Origin of the sequence: Streptomyces sp. NPDC046909 (assembly GCF_040644695.1) — a bacterium.
Lineage (GTDB): Bacteria > Actinomycetota > Actinomycetes > Streptomycetales > Streptomycetaceae > Streptomyces.
The window spans coordinates 619,053-625,565 of record NZ_JBEYXC010000006.1 but is presented as its reverse complement, the minus strand read 5'-3'; the positions used below and the strand labels follow the sequence as shown (position 1 = coordinate 625,565).

Genomic DNA, 6,513 nt, shown 5'->3' with positions numbered 1-6,513 from the left:
CCCTTCTTCAAGTCGCCGCTGCGCGACGGCGGTTACGACGTCTCCGACTACACCGCCGTCCTGCCCGAGTTCGGCGACCTCGCCGACTTCGTCGAGTTCGTCGACGCCGCCCACCAGCGCGGCATGCGCGTGATCATCGACTTCGTCATGAACCACACCAGCGACCAGCACCCGTGGTTCCAGGAGTCCCGCGCCAACCCCGACGGCCCCTACGGCGACTACTACATGTGGGCCGACGACGACACCCAGTACGCCGACGCCCGCATCATCTTCGTCGACACGGAATCCTCCAACTGGACCTACGACCCGGTGCGGAAGCAGTACTTCTTCCACCGCTTCTTCTCCCATCAGCCCGACCTCAACTACGAGAGTCCGGCGGTGCAGGAGGAGATCCTGGCCGCCCTTCGCTTCTGGCTGGACCTGGGCATCGACGGGTTCCGGCTGGACGCCGTTCCCTATCTGTACGCGGCCGAGGGCACCAACTGCGAGAACCTTCCGGCCAGTCACGAGTTCCTCAAGCGGGTGCGCCGCGAGATCGACCTGATGTATCCGGACACGGTGCTGCTGGCGGAGGCCAACCAGTGGCCCGAGGACGTCGTCGACTACTTCGGCGACTACCAGTCCGGCGGCGACGAATGCCACATGGCCTTCCACTTCCCCGTCATGCCCCGCATCTTCATGGCGGTCCGCCGCGAATCCCGCTACCCGGTCTCCGAAATCCTCGCCAAGACGCCCGCGATTCCGTCCAGTTGTCAGTGGGGCATCTTCCTGCGCAACCACGACGAGCTCACCCTCGAAATGGTCACCGACGAAGAACGCGACTACATGTGGGCCGAATACGCCAAGGACCCCCGCATGCGCGCCAACATCGGCATCCGGCGGCGGCTCGCACCCCTCCTCGACAACGACCGCAACCAGATCGAGCTGTTCACCGCCCTCCTGCTGTCCCTCCCCGGCTCGCCGATCCTCTACTACGGCGACGAGATCGGCATGGGCGACAACATCTGGCTCGGCGACCGCGACGCCGTACGCACTCCCATGCAGTGGACACCCGACAGGAACGCGGGCTTCTCGTCCTGCGACCCGGGGCGCCTCTATCTGCCCACGATCATGGACCCGGTCTACGGCTACCAGGTCACCAACGTCGAGGCGTCGATGTCGTCGCCCTCGTCGCTGCTGCACTGGACCCGCCGCATGATCGAGATCCGCAAGCAGAACCCGGCGTTCGGCCTCGGCTCCTACACCGAACTCCAGTCGTCCAACCCGGCCGTGATCGCGTTCCTCCGCGAGTACGAGGACGACCTCGTCCTGTGCGTGCACAACTTCTCCCGCTTCGCCCAGCCCACCGAACTGGACCTGCGTGCCTACGACGGGCGCCACCCCGTGGAGCTCGTCGGCGGGGTCCGGTTCCCCGCCATCGGTGAACTGCCGTACCTGCTGACGCTGGCGGGGCACGGCTTCTACTGGTTCCGGCTCTCCCGAGTCGCATCCCGCATCGGCCGTCATTGAGGTGTGCCGGCGAAAGGACGCGTCACCATGCCGAAGACCGCAATCCTCCGCCCGGGCCGCACGACCGCGCCCGGGCCCATGGACTCGCTCGCCGGGCTGCTGCGGGAGTGGCTGCCCCGACAGCGCTGGTTCGCGGGCAAGGACCGGCCCGTCACGGACCTGGCGCTGCTGTCCCTGACGGAGCTGTTTCCGGGCTGTCTGCATCTGCTGGTGCACGCCGGACAGGCGGCCGTTCCCGCCCCCGGCGGGACCGCCACCCCGGTCGGTGACTGCTACCAGCTCCTGCTCGGCGTACGGAAGCACCTGTCGCCGCGGCTGGGGCGGGCGCTCATCGGGCGGGCGGAGGCGGGGCCGCTGGCCGGTCTGACGGTCTTCGACGCGTTGCAGGACCCCCGGTCGGCGCAGCTGCTCCTGGAGCGGCTGCGGCACCCGGGCACGGCGGGCCCGTTGCGTTTCGAGGCCGAGCCGTCCGTCGTCGTGCCCGCCGGTCTCGTGCCGCGGGTACTGGAAGCCGAGCAGTCCAACTCCTCGCTGGTGTACGGGGATTCGTTCATCCTGAAGGTCTTCCGGCGCGTCCAGCCCGGCGTCAATCCCGATCTGGAGGTGCCGGGCGCGCTGGCCGGGCAGGGGTGCGGTCGGGTGCCCGCGCCGGTCGCCTGGTTCCGGACGACGGATCCGCAGGAGGCGACCCTCGGGGTGCTCCAGCCCTTCCTGCCCGACGCGTCCGACGGCTGGACGCTGGCCTTGCAGGCTCTGGCCTCCGGTGACGACTTCACGGCGCAGGCGCACGAGTTGGGACGGGCCACGGCGGAGGTGCACCTCGCCCTGGCCGCCGCCTTCCCGGCCGGCCCCCCGGCGGGGAACGGCAGGACGGCGGCCGCGATGACCGAGCGGCTGACCTCCGCCGCGCACTGTGTCCCCGCCCTCCAGCCGTACGTCCCGGCGCTGCGGACCGCGTTCGCCGCGCTCAGCACCTGCGACTCCGGTCCGCCCGCGCAGCGCGTCCACGGCGATCTGCATCTGGGGCAGGTGCTGCGGGCGGGCCGTGAGTGGTTCGTCATCGACTTCGAGGGCGAGCCGTCCCGTCCGCTCGCCGAGCGCCGCAGCGCCCACTCCCCGGTCCGGGACATCGCCGGCATGCTGCGCTCCTTCGACTACGCCGCCCGGCAGCGCCGCCCCTGGCGTCCGGAGTGGGCGCGCCGCTGCCGCGAGGCCTACTGCGCGGGCTATGCCTCGCTGGCCGGCTGGGATCCGCGAAAGAAGCACGGTCTGCTGCGGGCCTACGAGACGGACCGGGCCGTGTACGAGGTGCTGTACGAGGCCCGGCACCGCCCGGACTGGCTGCCCGTACCGATGGCGGCGATCGAACGTCTCGCCGTGAGAGGAGCCTGAGGCCGTGGCCCTGCGTGACACCACCCCCCACGAGGCCGGCGGGCCGACGCCCTGCCGAGCCGCACCGCCCCTCGACCCCGCCGACCGGGACCGGCTGCTGTCCGGTGCCCACCACGACCCGCACGCCCTGCTGGGCGCCCACCCGGTGCCGGGCGGGATCGCCTTCCGGACGCTGCGGCCGTTCGCCCATGACGTGAGCGTGCTGGTCGACGGGACCGTCAGCCGGCTCGCCTCCGAGGGCGACGGCCTCTTCTCCGGCGTCCTCCCCCTGGAGACGGTTCCGGCGTACACGCTGCTGGTGGCGTACGAGGACGGCGAACGCGAGGTCCACGACCCGTACCGCTTCCTGCCCGCCCTCGGCGACATGGATCTGCATCTCATCCGTGAGGGCCGGCACGAGGAGCTGTGGAAGGCACTCGGCGCCGAGCCCATGGCCCACCAGGGCGTGACCGGCACCCGGTTCACGGTGTGGGCGCCGAACGCGCGGGGTGTGCGGGTCGCCGGGGACTTCGCGTGCTGGGACGGGACGGCGTTCCCGATGCGCTCGCTCGGCGCCTCCGGGGTGTGGGAGCTGTTCCTGCCGGGGGTCGGCGAGGGCGCGAGGTACAAGTTCGAGATCACGTCCCGCTCCGGCGACCGCTTCCTCAAGGCCGACCCGATGGCGCGCGCCACGGAAGTACCGCCCGCGACGGCGTCCGTGGTGACGGCGTCCCGCTATGAGTGGGGTGACGAGGAGTGGCTGGCCCGGCGCGGTGACGTGCCGGTGCACGAGGCGCCGTTCTCGGTGTACGAGGTCCATCTCACCTCCTGGCGACCGGGCCTGACCTACCGTCAACTCGCTGAGCGGCTCCCCGCGTACGTCAAGGACCTCGGCTTCACGCACGTCGAGCTGATGCCGGTCGCCGAGCACCCCTTCGGCGGCTCCTGGGGCTACCAGGTCACCGGCTTCTACGCCCCGACCTCACGGCTCGGCACCCCGGACGACTTCAAGCACCTGATCGACGCCCTGCACCGGGCCGGGATCGGCGTGATCATGGACTGGGTGCCCGCCCATTTTCCCAAGGACGACTGGGCGTTGGGCCGCTTCGACGGGGAGCCGCTGTACGAGCCGGGGGACTGGCGGCGGGCCGAGCATCCGGACTGGGGGACGTACGAGTTCGACCTCGGGCGCATCGAGGTGCGCAACTTCCTGGTCGCCAACGCCGTGTACTGGTGCGAGGAGTTCCACATCGACGGGCTGCGCGTCGATGCCGTCGCCTCCATGCTCTACCTCGACTACTCCCGCGACTCCGGTCAGTGGACGCCCAATGTGTTCGGCGGGCGGGAGGATCTGGACGCGGTGGCGTTCCTCCAGGAGATGAACGCGACCGTGTACCGGCGGGTACCCGGGGTCATGACCATCGCCGAGGAGTCCACCGCCTGGGACGGGGTGACCCGGCCGACCGAGAGCGGCGGTCTGGGCTTCGGGCTGAAGTGGAACATGGGGTGGATGCACGACTCGCTGGGATACATCCAGCACGAGCCCGTGCACCGCAAGTACCACCACCATGAGATGACCTTCTCGATGGTGTACGCCTACAGCGAGAACTACGTCCTGCCCATCTCGCACGACGAAGTCGTCCACGGCAAGCGGTCGTTGGTGTCGAAGATGCCGGGCGACTGGTGGCAGCAGCGCGCCAATCACCGCGCCTATCTCGGCTTCATGTGGGCCCACCCGGGCAAGCAACTCCTCTTCATGGGACAGGAGTTCGGCCAGGGCGCCGAGTGGTCGGAGGCCGTCGGGCCTGACTGGTGGCTCCTCGATCCCGGCTACGGCGCCGAGGCCGATCATCGCGGGATCCAGGACCTGGTCCGCGAGCTGAACACGGTGTACCGATCGACGCCCGCCCTGTGGCAGCGGGACACCACGCCCGACGGCTTCCGGTGGGTCGTGGGGGACGCTGCGGACGACAACGTCTTCGCCTTCCTGCGCTTCGACGCCGAGGGGACGCCTCTCCTGGCGGTGTCCAACTTCTCCCCCGTCGTCCGCCCCGGCTACCGTCTCGCCGTCCCCCACGACGTCCCCGCCTGGCAGGAGGTCCTCAACACGGACGCGCTGCACTATGGCGGCGGCGAGATCCGCAACCCCGATCCGGTGAAACCGGAGGACGGTTCCGTGCGAGTCACGCTGCCTCCGCTGGCCACGGTGTGGCTGACGCCTGTGTGACCGGCCGTCCGCTGGGCAGTCGGTGTCGTACGACACCGTCGTCGCGGCAGAAGGGCGGCACCACGTGCGCACCGTCGGAGTGGAGGAGGAACTCCTCCTGGTCGACCCGGAGACCGGCGAGCCACGAGCGCTGTCGGCGGCGGTCCTCGCCCGTGCCGCCCATGACGGCACGAACGGTGACGTCTTCGAGAAGGAGCTCCACAACCAGATGCTGGAGTTCGCCACCCATCCCCAGTCGGAGATGGCGGAACTGGCCGCGGAGATCGTCCGCTGCCGCAAGGAGGCGGCCCGGCACGCCGGCGAGATCGGCTGCGCGGTCGCCGCGCTCGCGACGTCACCACTGCCGGTGAGTCCCTCCGTGAACGTGGGGCGCCGCTATCAGTGGATGGCGGAGCAGTACGGCATCACGTCCAAGGACCTCGTCCTGGGCTGCCATGTCCATGTGTCGGTGGACTCCGACGACGAGGGCGTCGCCGTGATCGACCGGATGCAGCCCTGGCTGTCCGTGCTGGCGGCGCTGAGCGCCAACTCGCCCTTCTGGCAGGGCCGGGACACGCGGTACAGCAGTTACCGCAGCCGGGTGTGGCAGCGGTGGCCGTCGGCCGGCCCGACCGAGGTCTTCGGCTCGGCCGAGTGCTATCACCGGCGGGTCGCGGACATGGTCGCCACCGGGGTGATCCTCGACGACGCGATGGTCTACTTCGACGCCCGGCTGTCCCGCCGGTACCCGACGGTCGAGATCCGGGTCGCGGACGTGTGTCTGCACGCGTCGACCGCCGCGCTGATCGCCACCCTCGCCCGCGGACTCGTCGAGACGGCGGCACGGGAGTGGCGGGCCGGACAGGAACCGTGGGGGCACAGCGTGAGCCTGCTGCGGCTCGCCGCCTGGCGGGCGGCGCGCTCGGGCCTGACCGAGGAACTGCTGCATCCCGCGACCATGCGAAGGCTGCCCGCGGAGACCGTCGTACGGGCCCTGCTGGAGCATGTCGGCGGCGCGCTGGCCGAGAGCGGTGACCTGGAGCGGGCGCGGGAGGGCTGCGCCGAGCTGCTGCGGTGCGGCAACGGCGCGCGGATCCAGCGGGAGCTGCTGGCGCGGGCCGGGAGTCTGCGGGACGTGGTCACGGAGTGCGTGCGCCGGACGCAGGAGTAGGGCGGCCGCGCTCACCGCACTTGCAGCAGGGCGTAGCCCAGGAAGAAGGCCGCGCACAGCACCACGGCGACGACGACGAGGGCCAGCAGTGCTCGGGCGCACCCCTTGGCGAGCCTCATGTCCCCCGAGTCCCCCGATCACGCCGAGATCACCATGTGGGGGTGAGTTGTCGAATCGGTGCGTCGAACGGGCTCACCTCGGCTAGATTCGGGCACCGCCGATAACAGTTCTCGACGACGGAGTCACACCCCGTACA

4 protein-coding genes are annotated in these 6,513 nt (G+C 70.4%); all 4 read left to right on the top strand.

The features are described from left to right. A partial coding sequence (gene treS / locus ABZ928_RS23595) for a maltose alpha-D-glucosyltransferase (RefSeq protein WP_361522219.1) occupies window positions 1–1,509 on the top strand: 1,509 nt, incomplete at its 5' end. A gap of 27 nt (window positions 1,510–1,536) precedes the next feature. Next, window positions 1,537–2,901, top strand: a complete 1,365-nt coding sequence (locus tag ABZ928_RS23590) for a maltokinase (RefSeq protein ID WP_361522216.1) — start codon at window positions 1,537–1,539, stop codon at window positions 2,899–2,901. Between the two features lie 4 nt (window positions 2,902–2,905). Continuing rightward, entirely contained in the window at window positions 2,906–5,107 is a 2,202-nt protein-coding gene (gene glgB / locus ABZ928_RS23585; RefSeq protein ID WP_361522213.1) for a 1,4-alpha-glucan branching enzyme, read from the top strand. Window positions 5,108–5,171: 64 nt separating this feature from the next. Beyond that, window positions 5,172–6,257: a glutamate--cysteine ligase gene (locus ABZ928_RS23580; protein ID WP_361522274.1), complete on the top strand. Its 1,086-nt coding sequence runs from the start codon at window positions 5,172–5,174 to the stop codon at window positions 6,255–6,257. The last annotated feature ends 256 nt before the right edge of the window (window positions 6,258–6,513 follow it).

Excerpts from the sequence above, each read along its gene's own strand:
- ABZ928_RS23590 (WP_361522216.1), top strand. The coding sequence starts at position 1,537 with ATGCCGAAGACCGCAATCCTCCGCCCGGGCCGCACGACCGCGCCCGGG.